The sequence below is a fragment of the Janthinobacterium sp. CG3 genome (assembly GCF_000344615.1).
Taxonomy (GTDB): Bacteria; Pseudomonadota; Gammaproteobacteria; order Burkholderiales; family Burkholderiaceae_D; genus Janthinobacterium.
The window spans coordinates 26,394-45,845 of sequence record NZ_KB467824.1 but is presented as its reverse complement, the minus strand read 5'-3'; the positions used below and the strand labels follow the sequence as shown (position 1 = coordinate 45,845).

Genomic DNA, 19,452 nt, shown 5'->3' with positions numbered 1-19,452 from the left:
GGCGTCCCCCTTACTTCTTTCTGTGGCTGGCGACCAGCGCCGCCAGCGCCCGCACCGAGGCGAAATGGCGCCGCGTGTCGTCCGAGTCGGCCGACAGCGAGATGCCGTACTTCTTCTGCAGCGCCACCCCCAGTTCGAGGGCGTCGATCGAGTCGAGGCCGAGGCCGTCGACAAACAGCGGCGCGTCGGTGTCGATGTCGTCGACGCCGATGTCTTCGAGTTGCAGCACCTCGATGATGAGTTCCTTCACTTCCTGTTCAAGCATGGTGTTCTTGTTTCCCAGTAAAATATTGTTGCAAAAAATCGTTCAGCCTGCGCGCCGCCAGCGCCTCGGACACGCCGTCCGGCGCGAAGCCGCCGACCGCCAAATCCTCGCGCACCTCGATGGTGAAGCGGGCCCGGCGCAGCGGCACGCGCCACCATGCCTCGCCCTTGCCCAGCATCGACGGCTGGCAGCTGATCAGCACCGGCGTGACGTCGCGCCCGCCGCGCACGGCGATGTTGGCGGCGCCGCGCTTGAAGCGGACCAGGCCGCCGGCCGGGGTGCGGGTGCCCTCCGGGAAGACGATCAGGTTGTTGCCGCGCCGCAGGGAGGCGATGCAATCGGCGATCAGTTCGGGGCCGCCGGCGTTGTTGATGTACCCGGCCGCGCGCACCGGCCCGGCGGTGAACGGGTTGTGCCACAGCGCCGCCTTGGCGATACAGTCGGCGCGCTTGACGAAGGCCATCAGGAACACCGTGTCGAGCAAGGTCGGATGGTTGGCCAGAATCAGCAAGCCGCCGCGCTCGAGCTTTTCCAGGCCGCTGAGCTCGTAGCGCAGCACCCCCAGCGCCTGCAGCAAGGCGATAAAGCCGCGCAGCGTCAGGCGGATCGCGGCGCGCACCAGCGCCACGCGGCGCTCGCCCTGGCGCACCAGCAGACGCAGCAGCGGGAACGCCAGCACGCGCAGCAACAGCGCGGCGCTGCCGAACACCACGAAGCCCAGGCCCGTGGCCAGCACCCGCCAGCCGCGCGACAACAGCTCAAGCATGTTTGGCCCAGTGCCACAGGCGCGCGCCGGCGCCGCGCTCGAGCCGCGCCGCGTCGCCCAACTGGAAGCGCAGCACGTCCAGGCCGCCGGGCTGGGCCGGCGCGGCCGCGGCGGCGTCGTCCGGCCCGGCCGGCGCGGCGCGCGCCGACCAGGTCAGCGTGATGGGCGCTGCGCCGGCCGCCACCATCAGCCAGGCCCAGGCGTGCGGCTGCTCGGCGCAATCCTCGAATCGGCCGAACGGCGCCGGCAGCGGACAGTCGCTGGCCACCAGCAGCACCATGGGCGCGCCGTCGGCCAGCAGGCCGCAGGCCTCGATGACCGCGTGCTCGATGCTGCTGGCGCCGGCGGCCAGCGCGATGTGGTTGGCGCGGTCGGCGCGGGCGATGGAAAACAGGCCGGCGTTGGCGTTGTGCACGGCCATGCTGAAGGCCGTCGGCGACAGCGGCTCGCCGCGCGCCAGGCAGCCCAGCAACTCGACCGCGCGCAGCACCTCGCCGTGGCGCGAACAAAACACCGTGGGCACGTCGGCGCGCTGCTCCAGGCACTGGTAGGCCACTTCCAGCGCCATCTTGCCGAGCGCGCCGGCGCGGCGCCGCAGCATCGGCGCCATCATGCGCACGCCGGGCTCGTCGGCGCCGGCGATGGCAAACGGCGCGCGCGCCCAGTCCCGCCAGGCCTGGGGCGTGTCGAGCCCCGGCGCCCAGGCCGCATGTCTTGCAATCGAAAAACTTACGCCTTGTGTGCGCATCATTCCCTTACCCCGAGCGCGGATCAAAAAAGTAGCCCGCATCGCGTCACACTACGGTATTGCGTCAGCGTACTTGCTGGGGTGAAGTATAGACGAATGCGGCAAAATAGGCCGGGCAGAGTTCCGTAAGGAAACCACGACGGTCTCTTTTTTGCGCGTTTTGATGGGGAAATCCGACAAAGGCGCGGCCTGTGTCGCAACCGCCCCGGAACTGGCCCGCCTTTGGCGCCACCGGCGCGCGCCGATTGCCGGTGCCACGGTCGCGCCCCTGCTTGCGTATCCGTCTCGCAAAAAAGCCGGCTGCTAGCCGGCAATGCCGTTCAGTAATCCGACGCCGAGCCGCTGCCGACGCCAGTCGGGTTACGCCGTTCCGGCTAACCCGACCGACGAAAACCATTAGCTTAGCGGCATGACGGTCAGACCCCGGCTCCTTGCCCTGGCTTCATTTTCAACGTTGCCGGCTCGCCAACTGAACAGCATTGCAGCCGCCAACCGGCTTTGTCGCGCGCCCGGGTCGGGGCGCGCCACTTAAAACACCCAGAGCTTGTCGGCCGGCATGTGCAACCAGTACTTGCCGGCGTCCAGCTTGTACTTCGAGTAGGCGCGCAGGCTGATCTCGTTGTGGCCACCGCGGTGAAACAGGCACTCCCAGCGGTCGCCCAGGTACATGCAGGTCAGCAGCGGCAGCTCGATCGCGTTCTCGACCGCGGTCGCGCTGATCTTCACCTCCTCGACCCGGATCACCGTGTGCACGTCGGCGCCGGTGTTGACGCCGCGCGCCGTGCCCCGCATCGTCACGCCGTCGACGTTCAGGCGCACGGCCGCGCCGTCGCGCTGGATCACCTGGCCCGGCAGGCGGTTGTTGCTGCCCATGAACTCGGCGGTAAACAAGGTGTCCGGCGTTTCATACATGCTTTGCGGGGCGCCCTGCTGTTCGATCTTGCCGTTGTTGAGCAGCAGGATGCGGTCCGAGATCGCCATCGCCTCGGCCTGGTCGTGCGTCACCATCAGCGCCGACAGGCCGAGCCGCACGATCAGCTCGCGCAGGAAGGCGCGCGCCTCCTCGCGCAGCTTGGCGTCCAGGTTCGACAGCGGCTCGTCGAGCAGGATCACCGGCGGGTTGTACACCAGCGCGCGGGCGATCGCCACGCGCTGCTGCTGGCCGCCCGACAACTGGTGCGGGAAGCGCCCGCCCAGGTGCCCCAGGCCCAGTTGCGTCAACACCTCGTTGACGCGCGCGGCGATTTCCGTCGTCGCCATCTTGCGCAGCTTCAGGCCGTAGGCGACGTTGTCGAACACGGTCTTGTGCGGCCACAGCGCGTAGGACTGGAACACCAGGCCCAGGTTGCGCTGCTCGGCCGGCATCTCGAAGTTGCGCGCGCCGTCGAACACCAGCCGCTCGCCGATGTTGATGGTGCCCGCCTTCGGGCTTTCCAACCCGGCCACCGCGCGCAACAGCGTGGTCTTGCCGCTGCCGGACGGCCCCAGCAAGGCCACCACTTCGCCTTTTTTCAAGTGCATCGACACGCCCTTCAGGATCGCGTTGGCGCTGGCGCCGGTGCCGTAGTCGAGGTACAAGTCGTTGACTGATAATTCGTTCATGATGGAGTCTCGTTATATATATTAGTTATGCAGCTTGACGCCGAAGCGCAGCGCGATGCCCAGGCCGATCGCGACCAGGGTGATGTTGATGAACGACAGCGCCGCCACCAGGTCGGTCGAGCCGCCCGCCCACAGCGACACCAGCATCGCGCCGATCACCTCGGTGCCCGGCGTGAGCAGGTAGACCCCGGTCGAGTATTCGCGCTCGAAGATCAGGAACACCATCAGCCAGGCGCCCAGCAGGCCGAATTTGATCAGCGGCAGCGTGACGTCGCGGGTGACCTGGCCGCGGCTGGCGCCGACGGCGCGGGCGGCCTCCTCCAGCTCCGGCCCGACCTGCAGCAGCGCCGTGGAGATCAGGCGCATGCCGTAGGCCAGCCACACCACCGAGTAGGCCAGCCACAGCGCGAAGATGGTCGAACGCACTTCGCGCAGCAGCGGGATCACATGGCCGCTGAGCCAGACCGCGACGCCGTTGTCCATGGTTTTCAGCAGGCCGTCGAGCCAGGCCGGCACGAACAGGAACACCCACAGGAAGGCCAGGCCGGCCAGCAGGCCCGGCACGGCGCGCGGCACCAGCACGCTGTAGTCGAGCAGGCGGGTGATGCCGTCGGGCTTGCGGTGCATCGCCAGCGCGATGCCGCAGTAGCAGGCCACCGCCAGCGCGCCGCCGACGACGCCGATCAGGACGGTGTTGACGATGCCGCGCACCAGCGAGGGTTGTTCGAAGATGTCGCGGAAATGCTGCAAGGTCAGCACGTCGGCCAGCTTCACGCCCTCGCCCCAGTACTGCACGAAGGAGCGCAACACGATGCCCGACAGCGGCAGGACGATGGTAAACAGCAGCCAGCCGGCCAGCAGCGCGAACGCCAGCCACTTCCAGCGGCCCAGCGGCATGGCCTTGCTGCGCGCGCCCTTGCCCTTGATCGACACGTATTTGTTGGCCGACTTCAGCAGCCAGCGCTGCGCCATCACCAGCGGCATCGTCACCATCACCAGCGACACCGCGACGGCGGCCATCAGGTGGTAGGACGGCGTGCCGAGCTTGTTGGTCAGCTTGTACAGGTAGGTCGCCAGCACCAGGTGGCCCTCCGGGTCGCCCAGCACCAGCACCAGGCCGAACACCTCGAAGCCGAGAAAGAACACCAGCACGCCGGCGTAGGCCAGCGCCGGCATGATCATCGGCAGCGAGACGTTGAGCATCACCTGCAGCGGCGAGGCGCCGGCCACGCGGGCCGCCTCCTCGACGTCGGAGCCGAGGCTTTTCAACGCCGACGAGGCGTACAGGTAGACGTGCGGCACGTGGGTCAGGCCGGCGATGATGACGATGCTGGTAAACGAATAGATGTTCCACGGGATGAAGCCGAGCAGTTGCTTGGCCCACAGCGAGTAGAAACCCACCGGCCCCATCGAGACGACGTAGCCGAAGCCCATCACCATCGGCGAGACGAAGATCGGCACCAGCAGCATCGGCGCGATCCAGCCGCGCCCGGGCAGGTCGGTGCGCACCATCAGGAAGGCCAGCATGCCGCCCAGCGGCACGGCGATCGCGGCCAGGCCGGTGGCCAGGATCAGGCCGTTTTTGAACGCCATCGAGAAGTCCGGGTCGTCGAGGATGAAGCGGTAGGCGTCGAAACCGAACTCCTTGACCGGCATGAAGAACGGCGCCGACAGGAAGCTCTGGTAGAAAATCAGGAACAGCGGCAGGAAGATGGCGACGCAGGTGAGCGTCACCACCACGCCGCGCGGCCAGTTGAGGCGCGGCCGCGAGGGGCGCGCAAGTTGTGCAGTTTGCATGACGAAAGTCCGGTGGATTGGGGGGCGCCTTCCCGCGGCCGGCGTGGGAAGGCCCTTGGCGCCAGCTGCTGGCGTCAATGGGGTACTGCGGGTGCTGCGTTGTCGGGAACGGGCGCGGCCACCCGGACGGGCGCCGCGCCGCGCCGGGCTATTTCTTGCCGGCCGTTTCTTTCCACTGCTTCAGGAAGGCCATGCGCTTGGCCGGCCCGAGGAATTGCAGGATGATCGGGTGCACCGGCACCGGCTTGACGTTGGCCGCGCCGATGAGCTTGATCAGCTCGGCCGAGGTGGTCTCGCCGGTGACGTCGGCGCGGATGGCGAACAGCTTGGAGTGGTCGGCGATGACGCTCTGGCCGCGCTTGGACAGGATGTAGTCGAGCCAGAGCTTGGCGCCGTTCGGGTTTTTCGCCGCCTTGTTGATGAACTGTACGCGCGACAGTATCAGCGTGTAGTCCTTCGGCAGCACCACGCCGATCGACGGGTCGGTCTTGGCGCGCACCAGCGCGTACGAGCCGAGCACGTTGTAGCCGATCAGGTTCTCGCCCGACGAGATGCGCTCCATCATGGTGCCGGTGGACGACTGCACCCGCACCTTGGCTTCGCCGAAGGCGTTGAGCAGCTCGGTGAATTTCGTGTTCTCGCGCGCGTCCTGGGTCATGAACATGAAGCCGACGCCGGATTTTTCGATGTCGTAGGTGGTGACCTTGTCCTTGAACTTCGGCTGCGTGATCAGCTTGGCGAAGTCGGCGTGGGTCTGCGGCACCTCCTTGGCGTCGAGCATGCGCTTGTTGTAGACGATCGCCGCCGGCTCGAACGTGGTGCCGTAGGCGGTGTCGTCCCACACCGCCCAGCCGGGGATCTTGGCCGCCTCGACCGACTTGTACTTGAGCGCGTAGCCGTCCGAGGCCAGGCGCATCTGCAGGTCCATCGCCGACGACCACATCACGTCGGCGGTGTTGCCGCCGGCCGCCACCTCGGAGATGAAGCGGTTGTACACCTCGGTCGAATTCATGTCGTTGTACTCGACCGTGATGCCGGGGTAGAGCGCGTTGAAGTCTTTGATCAGGGGTTGCGCCGCCTTGCTGTCGGTGGCGCCGTAGATCACCACCTTGCCCTCCTTCTTGGCGCCGTCGATGATCTTCTGGTAGTCGGCCGGATAGCCGGCCGGCACCTGCGCCAGCGCCGACGAAGCCAGGGTTGCCAATGCGGCGCCGATCAAGGTTTTTGCGAACATGTGTCTCTCCGTTATAGTTGGTTTATTCTGTTACCGCTACTCGTCACTCATTTGCTCAGCGCACCAGCCCCAGCTCGCTGGCACGCCGGCCGTAGTCGTCCACGGCCTTCTTTACGTAATCGGTCAGCGCCGCGCCGGTCAGGCCGAACGGGTACAGGCCGTGCGCCGCGCGCAGCTGCGCAAACTCCTTGGTCTCCAGCATGCGGGCGAAGATCGCCACCCATTTCTGGTAATCCTCGTCACTCACCTTCGGCCCCATCCAGACGCCGCGGATCACCGGCCAGACCACGTCGATGCCCTGCTCGCGCGCGGTCGGCACGTTCGCCAGCACGCCCGGCAGGCGCCGCTCCGACAGCACCGCCAGCACGCGGGTGTTGCCGCGGCCGTCGTTCAGCGTGGCCTCCGAGGCGTCGCCCGGCACCACCTGGACGTAGCTGGCCTGCATCGCCGTGAAGGCTTCGCCGCCGCCCTCCAGCGCGACGAAACGCAGCACCTTCGGATTGATCCCGGCCTGCCTGGCCACCAGCGCCATCTTCACCCAGTCCTGGCTGCCGATGGTGCCGGAAACGCCGATCAGCACCTGTTCAGGATGCCGCTTGAGCGCGTCGATCAGGTCGGCCAGGTTCTTGAACGGCGAATCCTTGCGCACCGCGATCATGCCGTAGTCGGCCCCCAGCGCCGCCACCCAGCGCACGTCGGCGGCGCTGGCCTTGCCGAACTTGCCCTGCGCCAGATTCAGCAGCGAGCCGCCGGAAAACACCACCAGCGTATTGGCTTCGGCGCGCCGGCGCGCCGAAGCCATCGAATGCCAGGCCACCGCGCCGATACCGCCCGGCAGGTAGCTGATGCGCACCTCGCGCGGCGCCTCCGGCACCAGCTGGAAGCCCTTCTGCGCCAGCTTGCAGGTCAGGTCCATCGCCCCGCCCGGCTTGGACGGGACGATGCACTCGACCTGCGCGGCGGCCGCCGGGAAGGCCCACGCCAAGGGCGCCAAGGCCAGGGCCAGCCATACGAATAATGTAGTCATGCTGGTACCATCCCGATTCCCCGCGAACGTCCACTGTCGGCGCGGCCCGGCCCGGCCGCTTTTCCGGCCGGGCCGGGCGCCGCCCCGCTTAGAAGCGGTGCTGGATGCCGGTGATGACGCCGCGCTGGGTGTTGCCCAGGCCTGCGTCGTCGCGCGACAGGCCGGTCAGCAGGTCGTGCTTGGCCTTGCTGTAGGCGGCGGCGACGTACAGGTCGGTGCGCTTGGACAGCGCGTACTTGACGCGGCCGACATACATGACCGGATCGGCGTCGGCGTTGGCGGCGACGTTTTTCACGTTCAGCAGGTACACCGCGCCGGTCAGCGTAATCGCCGGCGTGCTCTGGTAGTTGACGCCGGCCCAGTAGGTAGTGCCCTTAACGTCGGCGCCGGTCGCGGCCGGGTCCTTCTTGTAGTCGCGCATCGCCGCCTGCAGCTTCAGCGGGCCGTTGCTGTACATCGCGCCCAGGTGGTAGACGGTGGTCTTGTCGCGCCCGGCGGCGACGCTGTTGCCGTTGACTTGCTCGTAGGTAGCCATGACGCTGACCGGGCCGAAGCCGTAGCTCGCGCCCAGCGCGTACTTGGCGCTGTCGCTGGTGCCGCCGGCCTGTTCGCCGAAGCCGTAGGTGGCGCCGAATTTCAGCTCGCCGACCTTGCCGCTGTACTTGACCAGGTTGTCAAAGGAGGTGGTCATGCCGTACTTGCCCTGCTTGGTGGTGGCGTTGGCCGACGTGCCCCACGAGTACAGGGGCGCATAAGCCATCGGGTCGTATGGCAGCACGAAGTCGTACGCGGTGGTGAAGGACTTGCCCAGCACGACGCGGCCAAAGTCGCCTTCCAGGCCGACGTAGGCCTGGCGCTTAAACAGCGGGCCGTCGGAAGTGCCGTTGTCGAGGAAGATGCCGCCTTCCAGATTAAAGACCGCCTTCAGACCGTTGCCCAGGTCCTCGGTGCCGCGGAAACCCCAGCGCGAAGTGTTCATGCCGCCCGACGTGACGCGCGTGGAGGCCGGGGCGTCGCTGGCGTAGTCGACGCCGGCGTCGATCAAGCCGTACACGGTCACGTTCGATTGCGCCTGGGCGCCGAAGGCTGCGCCCAGGGCGGCGACGGCGGCGAGCGACAATGCTGTTCTTTTCATTTGGATCTCCACAGATATAGTTATTGGTGATATGCCTGATCAATTACATGAATCAGGTGGCCACTATAGAGCTTGTTTCCTTTCAATTCCCTTTCAACGACAGCGCTGTCGCCGCCGCGCCACACAATTCGCCGGCGGCGCGGCGGCGGCGCCGCTTCGGGCTTACACTGCATCATTTCCAGGGCGGCGGCGGGCACATATGCGAATTTTATTAGTGGAAGACCATGTCGAACTGTCGCGCTGGCTGGCCAAGGCGCTGCGCGACGCCCACCTGACGGTGGAGACGGTCGACAACGGCGCCGACGCCGACGCCCTGCTGCACACCCAGGAGTATTCGCTGGTGCTGCTCGACCTGACGCTGCCGCGCATGGACGGCCTGGAGGTGCTCAAGCGCCTGCGCGCGCGTGGCGGCCCGCGCGGCAAGACCCCGGTGATGATACTCACCGCGCGCGGCGGCCTGGACGAGCGCGTGCAGGGCCTGAACCTGGGCGCCGACGACTACCTGGCCAAGCCGTTCGAGCTGGCCGAGCTGGAGGCGCGCGTCAAGGCGCTGCTGCGCCGCAGCCAGGGCAACGAGGCGCTGGTGCACCACTGCGGCGCGCTCAGCTTCGACACCGTCACGCGCATGTTCAGCTACGCCGGCGCGGCGCTGGCGCTGACGCCGCGCGAGCACGCCGTGCTGGAGGCGCTGATCACCCGCTCCGGCCGCGCCGTCTCGAAGGAAAAGCTGTTCGACGAAGTGTTCGCGCTGGAGGACGACGCCAACCTCGACGCCATCGAGCTGTACATCCACCGCGTGCGCAAGAAGCTCGAAAGCAGCGCGCCGGACGCCGCCGCCATCACCACGCTGCGCGGCATCGGCTACCTGCTGCAACCGCGCAGCGCGACGGCGGCGGCGCGCTGACGTGGCGCCCGCCCTGCTGGCGCGGCTGGGCGGCATGCTGGCGCCGGGGGCGCCGCTGGGCAGCCTGCGCAACGAACTGCTGCGCTGGCTGCTGATCCCGCTGCTGCTGCTGGTGGCGCTGAACGCCGTCTCGGTCTACCGCAACGCCCTCGACGCGGCCGACATGGCCTACGACCGCTCGCTGCTGGCCTCGACCCGGGCGCTGGCCGAGCGCGTCTCCGTCGTCGGCGGCAAGGTCGTCGCCGACGTGCCCTACGTCGCGCTCGACAGCTTCGAGACCGACACGCTGGGGCGCATCTACTACAAAGTCACCGGCATCCACGGCGAGCTGGTGTCCGGCTACGGCGACCTGCCGGCGGTGCCGGCCAACGTGCCGCGCTCGGAAGCCTACCCGGCCCTGGTGCGCTTTTACCACGCCAACTACAACGGCGAGCCGGTGCGCATCGCCGCGCTGCTGCAGCCGGTCTATGACGATTCGATGCGCGGCATCGCCCTGATCCAGGTCGGCGAAACGCTGGACGCGCGGCGCGGCCTATCGAACCAGATCCTGTTCGACACCCTGCTGTGGCAGGCCGGCATGGTGCTGGCGGTGGCGGCCATGGTCTGGTTTGCGGTGCGGCTGGTGCTGCGCCCGCTGATGCGCCTGAAAAGCGCGCTGGAAACGCGCACGCTGTCGGACCTGTCGGACGTCGACCCGGCCCTGGTGCATCGCGAAATGCGCCCGCTGGTGACGGCGATGAACGTCTCGATGGCGCGCCTGCAGGAGCTGATCGCCAACCAGCGCCGCTTCATCGCCGACGCCTCGCACCAGTTGCGCACGCCGCTGACGGTGTTGAAAACCCAGGCCGAGCTGGCCCAGCGCGAGATCGACCGCGACCCCGGCGGCGAGCGCGCCGACCCGGCCGCGCTGCGCGAAATCGTGCGCAGCATCGCCGCCACCACCGACTCCACCGTGCACCTGGCGAACCGCCTGCTGACGCTGGCGCGCATCGAACACGGCGGCGAGGCGGCCGGCATGGCGCCGGTGTCGCTGCGCGCGGTGGTGCACCAGGTGGCGCTGGAGATGGCGCTGGCGGCCGTCAACAAGGAAATCGACCTGTCGCTGGAGGCCGAGCACGACGTGCTGGTACACGGCCAGGCGCTGCTGCTGCATGAAATGGTGGCTAACCTGGTCGACAACGCGCTGCACTACACCCCGGCCGGCGGCAGCGTAACGCTGCGCGTGGCGCGCCACGGCGACGCCGGCGGCGCCCTGCTGCAGGTCGAGGACAGCGGCGCCGGCATCGCCGCGGCCGAACGCGAAAGCGTCTTCACGCCGTTCTACCGGTCCGCCGCCGCGCTGGAACGCAACCCCGGCGGCGCCGGCCTCGGGCTGGCGATCGTGCGCGACATCGCCACGCTGCACGGCGCCGGCGTGACGCTGGCCGACGGCGCCGGCGGCCGCGGCCTGCGCGTGACGCTGGCGTTCCCGGCCGCCGCCTGACAGCGGCCCGGGCAAGCCGCCGGCCCGATAACACCACCGGCCTGAAACCGGGTCTGCCCCCATGCCGCCAAGTTAAGGAATTGCGTAGGTCGGGTTAGCCGGAACGGCGTAGGCCGACTGGCGTCGGCAGCGGCTCGGCGTCGCTGCCCAAGCGGGATGCAGAAGTTTTCCCTAAGAGAAAAGTTTGTTACACGGGCCAAACTAGCCTTTCCTCCACTGCCACAACGGCCCTCGCACGCGCCGCGCGGCTACCACGCCGCCGCGAATTCCTCAACCAAATAGTTATCACAAAAACTAAATAAATATATTAAAAACATATTTCAACGCGACGTTTATGGCTAATATATCGATTCCCGCCAGTTACCTGGAGGATGGAAAGGCGGGAGGGTGATTGATCGATTTTTATCCATTACTTCAATCGCCGCGATTTGACTTGTAAAAATCACGCATTACCCATGCATATATTTTTCAATAAAAAAACGGAGACATATAAAATGCATTTCCATAGCAAATCCATTTATCTTGCGGGTCTGATTGCAGCCTGCCTCAGCCCGGTCCTGCACGCCGCCGGCCAAGCCGTCCAGCATGCCGACGACCGGGTCCGCCTGACGCAAGCGCCGCAGCCACGCGAACGGCAAACCCTGCCGCCGTCGGTCGAGCAATCGCAGTTCAACTTGTCGAAAACGGCCAAGCCGCGTCTCGACCTGTTGACGCCGGAACAACGCAACAAGAGCCAGCGGGCGCTGGCCGCGCCGCCGGAATGCCAGGACATGAACAAGCTGGCCAGCTATAGCGGCGCGGCGCTGGCCGATTACCTCGTCAGTCTGCCGGACTATGAATGCCACTACGGCTTGTTTTCGCTGAGCGCGACGCAAGCCGCCCAGGTCTATTCGGCGGCCAATTTCAGCGCCGTCGCCAGCCGCTTCGCGCAAGAGGCCGCCGCCTACAGCGCCACCAACATCAAACTGGTGAATGTGCTGATCTACCTGCGGGCCGGCTACTACCTGGCCGAAGGCGGCACGCTAGCGATGCCGTCGCCGGCGCTGCTGGGCACGCTGCGCGCGCCGCTCAAGCAACTGATCGACGGCAACAAGCTGTTCACCACCAACACCAGCGCCACCAGCACGGCGGGCGAAACCTTGAAGCTCGTCAATAACATGCACGACGAGCCGTATTTCCTGCCTAGCCTGAAAAACCTGGTGCTGCGCTACACCAACACCAGCGCCAATCCGACGGCGGCGGACGCCCTCAAGCAAGCGAGCGCCGGCGGCGGCTTCACCGGCGCGCTGTCGGCGATCTTCTACGCCCACTTCCGCAGCGACGGCGTGGCCCTGTTGCAAAACGACCCGTCGTACGCGACCGCGCTGAACAACTTCGCGGTCAACAACAAGGCCGCCCTGCTGTCCAGCGCCGCCTACCAGTTGCACGACGCGGCCAGCGAGGCCTTCCGCTTCATGCAATATTCCGGCCTGAAGGCCAGCGTCAAGCCGATGGTCAAGAGCATGCTGGCCAGCAGCACGATGTTGGGCGCCGACAGCACGCTGTGGCTGGCCGCCGCGTCGGCCGTCAAATACTACGACAACGCCAATTGCGCCGAATACGGCACCTGCAATTACACGGCCACGCTGGCCAACGCGGTGCTGAAAAACAGTTACACCTGCAGTCCGACCCTGCGCGTGCGCGCGCAGGACATGACGACGGCGCAGTTGCAGGACTCCTGCGCCAGGCTGCAGACCGAGGAAAGCTACTTCCACGCCATGTTGCAGACCAAGCAGACGCCGGTGGCGAACGACAACAACACCGCGCTGGAACTGGTGGTGTTCGACGACTACAGCAACTACAGCAAGTACGCCGGCATCATCTACGATATCGACACCAACAACGGCGGCATGTACCTGGAGGGCAACCCCGGCGTCGTCGGCAACCAGGCCCGCTTCATCGCGCACGAGGCGTCATGGCTGCGGCCAAGCTTCCAGGTCTGGAATCTGGAGCACGAATACGTCCACTATCTGGACGGGCGCTTTAATATGTACGGCGACTTCGGCGCCGGCGTCTCCAAGCCGACCGTCTGGTGGATCGAGGGCATCGGCGAATACCTGTCGTATAAAAACAATAACCAGGCGTCGATCGACGTCGCCCGCGGCGGCGCCTACCGGCTCAGCCAGATCTTCGGCAACACCTACCAGATGTCCGACTACCAGGCGCGCGCCTACCGCTGGGGCTACATGGCGACCCGCTTCATGATGGAACGGCACCGCGCCGACATCGATCCGATCCTGGCCAAGTTCAGGGTTGGCGACTACGCCGGCTACCAGACCTATATGGACTACATCGGCACGCGCTACGACACCGAGTTCGCCTCCTGGGCCGGCACGGCCACCACGGCGGGCGAGCCGCCGATGCCGGCCGACCCGCTGTTGCCGGAATGCCCGTCGACGAGTTACCTTGGCAAGAACTGCTCGATCCGCAACCTCTCCTCCAGCACCCAGGCGTATGTCTTCCTGATGCTGCCGGCCGGCGCGAAAAACGTCAAAGTGAGCACCAGCGGCGGTACCGGCGACGTCGACCTGTACCAGGCGCTGGACCGCTACCCGACCATCAGCAGCTACGACGTCGGCTCGGCCAATGCCGGCAACCGCGAAAGCGTCGCCATCGGCTCGCCGGTCGCCGGCCGCTGGTACTACGTCATGCTGAAGGCGAAGCAGCCGTTCAGCGGCGTCAACGTCAGCGCCACCTACGACTGAGGCGCCAATCAAATAGAGGCAAGCGCCGTAGGTGGGGTTACGCCGTTCCGGCTAAGCCGACCTACGAAAAGCGCCACGCTCTTTCGGCGCGCCAGCCTCACAGCTTGTGCGTCGACAGCAGGATGCTGGTCTCGGTGTTGGCGATGCCGTCGATGCGCCGCACCCGGCCCAGCACCCGGTCCAAGCCCTCCAAGTTGTCCGCCCTTAGCTCCGCCATGAAGTCCCAGCGCCCGTTGGTCGAATGCAGCGTGTGCACGCCCGGTTCGCCGCGCAGCGCCTTGAGCACGGCGGTGGCGGTGTTGCCCTCGACCGCGATGCCGGTCCAGGCCCTGATCCGGTGCGCCTCCGCCTCCGGCTTCAGGCGCACCGTATAGCCGGCGATGACGCCGCTTTCCTCCAGTTTGGCCAGGCGGTTCTGCACCGTGCCGCGCGACACGCGCAGCTTCTGCGCCAGCGTCGTCAGCGACATCCGGGCGTCGTCGCGCAGCAGCGCCAGCAATTGGTGGTCGGTGTCGTTCATCTTCAATCCCGTTCAAAACGTCAATTTATACTGCCGATTCGACAGATTTTATATAAAAACGTTAGTTTCCTCCACTTTTAGTTAACCCTCCACCCTCCGATAATGGTTCCAACGCGGCAGAGAACGCCGCAGACAAAAACCACAAGGAGATTTACCATGACACGCTACATCGATTTCAACGCCATGCAAAAACTGGTGCGCAGGGTCGGCGCCGACACCTTCATCACGCAACTGGCCGGCTACATCCGCGCCGATTATCTGCGCTGGAGCGAATTCGAGAAGTCGGCGCGCGTCGCCAACCACAACGACGTCGGCGTTATCGAGCTGATGCCGATCTCCGACCGCAGCCTGTACGCCTTCAAGTACGTCAACGGCCATCCGCAGAACACGCTGCTCAAGCTGCCCACGGTGATGGCCTTCGGCGTGCTGGCCGACATGGCCACCGGCTATCCGCAACTGCTGAGCGAATTGACGCTGGTGACGGCGCTGCGCACCGCCGCCACGTCGGCGCTGGTGGCGCGCGAGCTGGCCAGGCCGGACGCGCGCTGCATGGCGGTGATCGGCAACGGCGCGCAAAGCGAGTTCCAAATCCTCGCCTTCAAGGCGATGCTGGGCATAGACCGCGTGCGCATCTACGACACCGACCGCGCCGCCTCGGAAAAACTGCTGCGCAACCTCGGCCGGATCGACGGCCTGGAGATCAGCATCGCCGCCTCCGCGCGCGCGGCCGTCAGCGGCGCCGACATCGTCACCACCATCACCGCCGACAAGCATTACGCGACCATCCTGACGCCGGACATGGTCGAACCCGGCATGCACATCAACGCCGTCGGCGGCGACTGCCCGGGAAAAACCGAGCTGCACGCCGACATCCTGCGCGGCGCCCGCGTCATCGTCGAATTCGAGGAGCAGACCCGCGTCGAAGGCGACATCCAGCAAATGCCGGCCGATTTCCCGGTCACCGAATTGTGGCGCGTGCTGGCCGGCGAGCAGCCCGGGCGCGAGCACGCCGGCCAGGTGACGGTGTTCGATTCGGTCGGCTTCGCGCTGGAGGACTTCTCGGCGCTGCGCTACGTGCACGACCTGGCGGCGGCGCACGACATCGGCGTCGCCACCGAGCTGGTGCCGACGCCGGCCGATCCGAAGGATTTGTTCGCCTGCCTTGGCGAAGCGCGACGCGGCGCCGCGGAAAGCGCGTCGGCGCCCGGCGCGGTGCTGGCCTGACATGGCGGCGACGACGCAAACGAGTAGCCATGTGATGATGGTGCGCCCGGCGCGATTCCTGTCGAATCCGCAGACGCTGGCCAGCAACGCCTTCCAGCAGCCCGCGGCGCACGCCGGCCAGGCGCAGATACAGGAGCGGGGGCAAGAGCAGGCCCTGCTCGAATTCGACGCCTATGTCGCGGCGCTGCGCGCGGCCGGCGTCGCCGTCCTGGTGGTCGAGGACGGCGCCGAGCCGCACACGCCGGACTCGGTATTCCCGAACAACTGGATCAGCTTCCACGAAAACGGCGAGGCGCTGCTGTATCCGATGGCGGCCGAGAACCGCCGGCTGGAACGCAGCGCCGCCACGCTGGAACAGATCGGGCGGCGCTTCGCGCTCGGGCGCGTGACGGACTTCAGCTTCCACGAGGCGGACGGGCATTTTTTGGAAGGCACCGGCTCGATGGTGCTGGACCGGCGCCGCCGCATCGCCTACGTCTGCCATTCGCTGCGCAGCCATCCGGCGGCGATGGACAGCTTCCTGCGCCACACCGGCTATCGCGCGCACTGGTTCCACGCCTGCGATGGCGCCGGCCAGGCGATTTACCACACCAACGTGATGATGGCGGTCGGCGCCACGCTGGCGGTGGCCTGCCTGGAGGCGTTGCGCGACGAGGATGAACGCGCCGCGCTGCGCGAATCGCTGTGCCGGGACGGCGCCGAGCTGGTCGAGATCAGCCTGGCGCAGATGGGCGAATTCGCCGGCAACATGCTGGAGCTGCGCTCCGCCCTCGGCCGGCCCTTGTGGGCCATGTCGCGGCGCGCCTGGAACGCGCTGCGGCCGGAGCAGCGCGCGCGCATCGCCGCGCACGGCGAGCCGCTGGTGGCGGCGCTCGACACCATCGAGCGGCTCGGCGGCGGCGGCGCGCGCTGCATGCTGGCGGAGGTATTCCTGCCGCCGTTGACCGCGTAAACAAGGTCGGCCTGGCGCGGCGCGGCCCGCTTCGGCGGACATGGTCGGATTACGCGTCCCGCTAATCCGAGCCACGACACTGTCGCGGCGGATAACAAGTTCGGGGGCCTGCCCCGGGGTTGCGTCTTTGCTTTTCGGGCGAAAAAAAAGCGGCGAGTGCATCGCCGCTTTTTTACGCGCGCTCGAAAATCAGCTCAGGTTTTCCAGGCGGATCTTGGTGACGCTGCCGACCACGCTGGCCAGCGCTTCCATCTTGGCGATCGCCGCCACCACGTTCTTTTCCTGCGTCTGGTGCGTCAGCATGATGATGTCGGTGTGGGTCTCGCCCTCGGCCGGCTCTTTTTGCAGCATCGCGTCGATCGAGATGGTGGCGTCGGCCAGGATGCGGGTCAGGTCGGCCAGCACGCCCGGCCGGTCGGCCACGTGCATGCGCAGGTAGTAGCTGGTGGTGATTTCGGACATCGGCAAAATCTCGATGTCGGTCATCGCGTTCGGCTGGAACGCCAGGTGCGGCACGCGGTGCTCCGGGTCGGCCGTGGCCAGGCGGGTGATGTCGACCAGGTCGGCGATCACCGCCGAGGCGGTCGGCTCGGCGCCGGCGCCCTTGCCGTAGTACAGCGTGGCGCCGATGGCGTCGCCCTGCACCAGCACGGCGTTCATCGCCCCTTCGACGTTGGCGATCAGGCGCTTGCTCGGGATCAGCGTCGGGTGCACGCGCAGTTCGATGCCCTCGACGCCGTTGACCAGCGCGCGCTTGGTGATGCCCAGCAGCTTGATGCGGTAGCCCAGTTGCTCGGCGTACTGGATGTCGATCGCCTGCAGCTTGCTGATGCCCTCGACGTGCGCCTTGGCGAACTGCACCGGGATGCCGAAGGCGATCGCCGACATGATGGTGGCCTTGTGCGCGGCGTCGACGCCCTCGATGTCGAAGGTCGGGTCGGCTTCGGCGTAGCCCAGCTCCTGCGCCTGCTTGAGCGCGGTGCCGAAGTCCAGGCCCTTGTCGCGCATTTCCGAGAGGATGAAGTTGGTGGTGCCGTTGATGATGCCGGCGATCCATTCGATGCGGTTGGCCGTCAGGCCTTCGCGCAGCGCCTTGATGATCGGGATGCCGCCGGCGACCGCCGCCTCGAACGCCACCATCACGCCCTTGTCCTGGGCCGCGGCGAAGATCTCGTTGCCGTGCGTGGCCAGCAGCGCCTTGTTGGCGGTGACGACGTGCTTGCCGTTGGCGATGGCCTGCATCACCAGGTCCTTGGCGATGCCGTAGCCGCCGATCAGCTCGATGACGATGTCGATTTCCGGATCGTTGACGATGGCGTTGGCGTCGCCGACCACGGCGCAGGCGCCGCCGGTCAGTTCCAGCGCGCGCGCCGTGTTCAGGTCGGCGACGGCGACGATCTCGATGCCGCGGCCGGCGCGGCGTTTGATCTCGGCCTGGTTGCGCTGCAGGACGTTGAAGGTGCCGAGGCCGACGGTGCCGAGGCCTAGCAGGCCTACTTTGATGGGTTTCATAAATCTCTTCGTTGCGGCGCCCGCGCAATGCGGACGCCAGGTTAATTGGTCAAACCGGCTTAGCCGAAGCTGGCGCGGCGGCGGTAGCCGTCGAGGAAGCGGGCGATGCGGCCGAAGGCGTCGGTCAGGTCGTCGGAGTTCGGCAGGAACACCACGCGGAAGTGGTCCGGCGCGATCCAGTTGAAACCGGTGCCCTGGACGATCAGCACCTTTTCCTCGGCCAGCAGCTCGTAGGCGAATTGCTGGTCGTCGGCGATCGGATAAATCTTCGGATCGAGACGGGGGAACATATACAGCGCCGCCTTCGGCTTCACGCAGCTCACGCCCGGGATATCGGTGAGTAACTGGTGCGCCAAATCGCGCTGCTTCAACAGGCGTCCGCCCGGCCCGACCAGCTCTTGTATGCTCTGGTGGCCGCCAAGCGCAGTCTGGATCGCAAACTGGCCCGGTACGTTCGCGCACAAACGCATCGAGGCCAGCATGTTCAGGCCCTCGATGTAGTCCTTGGCATGGCGCTTCTCGCCCGACACCACCATCCAGCCGGCGCGGTAGCCGCAGGAGCGGTAGTTCTTCGACAGGCCGTTGAGGGTGATGAACAGGACGTCGTCGGCCAGCGAGGCCATCGACACGTGTTCGGCCATGTCGTACAGCGTCTTGTCGTAGATTTCATCGGCGAAGATGATCAACTGGTGCTGGCGCGCCAGTTCGACGATCTGCCGCAGCACCTCGACCGGGTACAGCGCGCCGGTCGGGTTGTTCGGGTTGATGACGACGATGGCGCGCGTGTTGCTGGTGATCTTGCGGCGCATGTCGTCGATGTCGGGATACCAGTCGGCCTGCTCGTCGCAGACGTAATGCACCGGCCGCCCGCCCGACAGGCTGACCGCGGCGGTCCACAGCGGGTAGTCCGGCGCCGGCACCAGCACCTCGTCGCCGTCGTTGAGCAGCGCGTTCATCGACATCACGATCAGCTCGGAGGCGCCGTTGCCCAGGTAGATGTCGTCGATCGTCACGCCGGCGATGTTCTTGCTCTGGGTGTAGTGCATGACCGCCTTGCGCGGCGCGAACATGCCCTTCGAGTCGGTGTAGCCGGCGGCGCCGTGCAGGTTGACGATCATGTCGTGCACGATCTCGTCGGGCGGATCGAAGCCGAACACCGCCAGATTGCCGATGTTCAGTTTGATGATCTTGTGGCCCTCGTCCTCCATCTGCTTGGATTTCTCCAAGACCGGGCCGCGGATGTCGTAGCAGACGTCCGCCAGTTTGTTCGATTTCTGAATCAGTCGCAAAGTAAAATCCTGTCTAGATGGGGGCTGCCGGCGCGCGGCCGGCGCCGCGATTGCTGCGATGCGAAAATAACCATTCTGCCGAAACCCTCCCATTTTATCAACCTTATTACTGGTCGCCGCGAAAAAGCGCAGCCCGCGGCGCGGTTTATCCGGCGCGGCGGCGGCGCCGGCCGGCGATTTGCATTTTTTTGGCGCATGTGTGAATTTTATGGCATGCTTACGGCCTTCGGCCCCGCCGGCGCAGCGCCGG

The 19,452-nt window shown here is 66.5% G+C and carries 16 protein-coding genes; 5 read left to right on the top strand and 11 right to left on the bottom strand.

Annotation, left to right across the window (positions count from 1 at the left end; translation table 11 throughout):
- Positions 1-10: 10 nt before the first annotated feature.
- The 8 genes from JANGC3_RS0100210 to JANGC3_RS0100175 all read right to left on the bottom strand — a co-directional run bounded on the left by JANGC3_RS0100210 (position 11) and on the right by JANGC3_RS0100175 (position 8,574).
- Positions 11-265, bottom strand: coding sequence for a phosphopantetheine-binding protein (locus JANGC3_RS0100210; RefSeq protein ID WP_017874458.1), 255 nt, complete (start codon positions 263-265; stop codon positions 11-13).
- Positions 258-1,031 carry a lysophospholipid acyltransferase family protein gene (locus tag JANGC3_RS0100205; protein WP_026132351.1) on the bottom strand — a complete coding sequence of 258 codons (774 nt, stop codon included), beginning with the start codon at positions 1,029-1,031 and terminating at the stop codon, positions 258-260. The genes JANGC3_RS0100210 and JANGC3_RS0100205 overlap by 8 nt, the downstream gene beginning before the upstream one ends.
- Positions 1,024-1,782, bottom strand: coding sequence for a beta-ketoacyl synthase chain length factor (locus JANGC3_RS0100200; RefSeq protein ID WP_017874456.1), 759 nt, complete (start codon positions 1,780-1,782; stop codon positions 1,024-1,026). The genes JANGC3_RS0100205 and JANGC3_RS0100200 overlap by 8 nt, the downstream gene beginning before the upstream one ends.
- A gap of 525 nt (positions 1,783-2,307) precedes the next feature.
- Entirely contained in the window at positions 2,308-3,381 is a 1,074-nt protein-coding gene (locus JANGC3_RS0100195) for an ABC transporter ATP-binding protein (protein WP_026132350.1), read from the bottom strand.
- A gap of 21 nt (positions 3,382-3,402) precedes the next feature.
- Positions 3,403-5,178, bottom strand: a complete 1,776-nt coding sequence (locus JANGC3_RS0100190) for an ABC transporter permease (RefSeq protein WP_017874454.1) — start codon at positions 5,176-5,178, stop codon at positions 3,403-3,405.
- Positions 5,179-5,326: 148 nt separating this feature from the next.
- Entirely contained in the window at positions 5,327-6,412 is a 1,086-nt protein-coding gene (locus tag JANGC3_RS0100185; RefSeq protein WP_017874453.1) for an ABC transporter substrate-binding protein, read from the bottom strand.
- 55 nt (positions 6,413-6,467) lie between these two features.
- The gene (locus tag JANGC3_RS0100180; RefSeq protein WP_026132349.1) at positions 6,468-7,439 is read right to left on the bottom strand and encodes a tripartite tricarboxylate transporter substrate binding protein; all 972 of its coding nucleotides are present in this window, start codon (positions 7,437-7,439) and stop codon (positions 6,468-6,470) included.
- Positions 7,440-7,527: 88 nt separating this feature from the next.
- Positions 7,528-8,574, bottom strand: a complete 1,047-nt coding sequence (locus JANGC3_RS0100175; protein ID WP_026132348.1) for a porin — start codon at positions 8,572-8,574, stop codon at positions 7,528-7,530.
- A gap of 199 nt (positions 8,575-8,773) precedes the next feature.
- On the opposite strand from JANGC3_RS0100175, the gene JANGC3_RS0100165 reads away from it, so the two are divergent.
- From JANGC3_RS0100165 to JANGC3_RS0100155, 3 genes are all read left to right on the top strand, one after another.
- Positions 8,774-9,478, top strand: a complete 705-nt coding sequence (locus JANGC3_RS0100165; protein ID WP_035787494.1) for a response regulator — start codon at positions 8,774-8,776, stop codon at positions 9,476-9,478.
- Positions 9,479-9,512: 34 nt separating this feature from the next.
- On the top strand, positions 9,513-10,961 hold the full coding sequence (locus JANGC3_RS0100160; protein WP_035787947.1) for a sensor histidine kinase: 1,449 nt from the start codon (positions 9,513-9,515) through the stop codon (positions 10,959-10,961).
- 494 nt (positions 10,962-11,455) lie between these two features.
- Entirely contained in the window at positions 11,456-13,705 is a 2,250-nt protein-coding gene (locus JANGC3_RS0100155) for a M9 family metallopeptidase (protein ID WP_035787946.1), read from the top strand.
- Between the two features lie 97 nt (positions 13,706-13,802).
- On the opposite strand, the gene JANGC3_RS0100150 is transcribed toward JANGC3_RS0100155, so the two are convergent.
- Positions 13,803-14,225: an Lrp/AsnC family transcriptional regulator gene (locus tag JANGC3_RS0100150; protein ID WP_026132345.1), complete on the bottom strand. Its 423-nt coding sequence runs from the start codon at positions 14,223-14,225 to the stop codon at positions 13,803-13,805.
- A gap of 156 nt (positions 14,226-14,381) precedes the next feature.
- Here JANGC3_RS0100150 and JANGC3_RS0100145 point away from each other — a divergent pair, with 156 nt between their 5' ends.
- Positions 14,382-15,449 carry an ornithine cyclodeaminase gene (locus tag JANGC3_RS0100145; RefSeq protein ID WP_017874445.1) on the top strand — a complete coding sequence of 356 codons (1,068 nt, stop codon included), beginning with the start codon at positions 14,382-14,384 and terminating at the stop codon, positions 15,447-15,449.
- 34 nt (positions 15,450-15,483) lie between these two features.
- Positions 15,484-16,401, top strand: coding sequence for a citrulline utilization hydrolase CtlX (gene ctlX / locus JANGC3_RS0100140; RefSeq protein ID WP_232429764.1), 918 nt, complete (start codon positions 15,484-15,486; stop codon positions 16,399-16,401).
- Positions 16,402-16,590: 189 nt separating this feature from the next.
- Here the strand turns inward: ctlX and JANGC3_RS0100135 are convergent, their stop codons facing one another.
- Positions 16,591-17,913, bottom strand: coding sequence for a homoserine dehydrogenase (locus tag JANGC3_RS0100135; RefSeq protein ID WP_017874443.1), 1,323 nt, complete (start codon positions 17,911-17,913; stop codon positions 16,591-16,593).
- A 59-nt stretch (positions 17,914-17,972) separates the two neighbouring features.
- Positions 17,973-19,202 (bottom strand): pyridoxal phosphate-dependent aminotransferase, encoded by a 1,230-nt coding sequence (locus JANGC3_RS0100130; protein WP_017874442.1) that lies wholly within the window; start codon positions 19,200-19,202, stop codon positions 17,973-17,975.
- Positions 19,203-19,452 lie beyond the last annotated feature (250 nt).